Source organism: Rhodoplanes sp. SY1 (genome assembly GCF_046000175.1).
GTDB lineage: Bacteria > Pseudomonadota > Alphaproteobacteria > Rhizobiales > Xanthobacteraceae > Rhodoplanes.
The window spans coordinates 1-798 of sequence record NZ_JBEOMB010000403.1 but is presented as its reverse complement, the minus strand read 5'-3'; the positions used below and the strand labels follow the sequence as shown (position 1 = coordinate 798).

The window sequence follows — 798 nt, the reverse complement described above, 5'->3', positions numbered from 1 at the left end:
CCAGAGTGGTACCTCACGACATACCCAGACGTGGCCTCCGTTCGTATCGACCCGGTGCGGCACTACATAGCCTACGGGGCGCGTGAGAGGCGTAATCCGAGTCCAACATTCTGCACCGAACGCTACCTCGAAGACCATCCCGAGGTGGCCCAATCTGGTGAAAACCCCCTCGCCCACTGGCTGAGAACCCATGCGAATCGCTTTTGAATGCTGGTCGGTGACGCCACACGGCTCTCGGCCCGGGACGATCGCCGACGCCTGGGCCGAGGAAGTCCGATATCTGATGTCGGTGCCGCGCCCGTTCGACGGCTTCGTCGAATACACCAAGGCGTCTCACCGACCGTAACCACTCACCCCTTTGGGGCCGCCGTCAACATAGCAGCGCGATCGAGCGCACCACGGCTCAGCGTTGCGCGGATGGCGTCCAGGGCTCCGATGGCGCGGCGGCGAGCGGTTTCGAGCACGGATCGAACGTCCGCGTAGAGGTGGGCGCCCCATTCGGATCGGAAGCCGTTTGTCACCTTGCGGAAGACGGCGCAGGGACGCAGCGCGCGCTCGGAGCCGTTGTTGGTCGGCGTGATGGCGCGCTCGGCCATGAACGTGAACAGGGACTGCCGGCATCCCTCGATCGCGCGCTTCAGCGTGTCGCCCTCGGGGTGCATCGGGGTGATGCGGAGCAGGCGGTCGAGCTCGGCGTCGAGCTGGTGATGGTAGGTCCGCAGCGTGGCGTCGGCAAGGGCCGGTCGGCGGCGGCCGATCGCGCAGGCGCGCACCAGCAATCGGCGCAGACCGGGCGCG

At 66.9% G+C, this 798-nt stretch carries 1 protein-coding gene and 1 pseudogene; one reads left to right on the top strand and one right to left on the bottom strand.

Going from position 1 to position 798, the window contains the following annotated elements:
- Nucleotides 1-207: pseudogene (locus ABTU92_RS29970) on the top strand (SAM-dependent methyltransferase); the annotation flags it as partial.
- Between the two features lie 143 nt (nucleotides 208-350).
- Here ABTU92_RS29970 and ABTU92_RS29965 read toward each other — a convergent pair.
- Nucleotides 351-773: a transposase gene (locus ABTU92_RS29965; protein ID WP_408095179.1), complete on the bottom strand. Its 423-nt coding sequence runs from the start codon at nucleotides 771-773 to the stop codon at nucleotides 351-353.
- Between the last annotated feature and the right edge of the window lie 25 nt (nucleotides 774-798).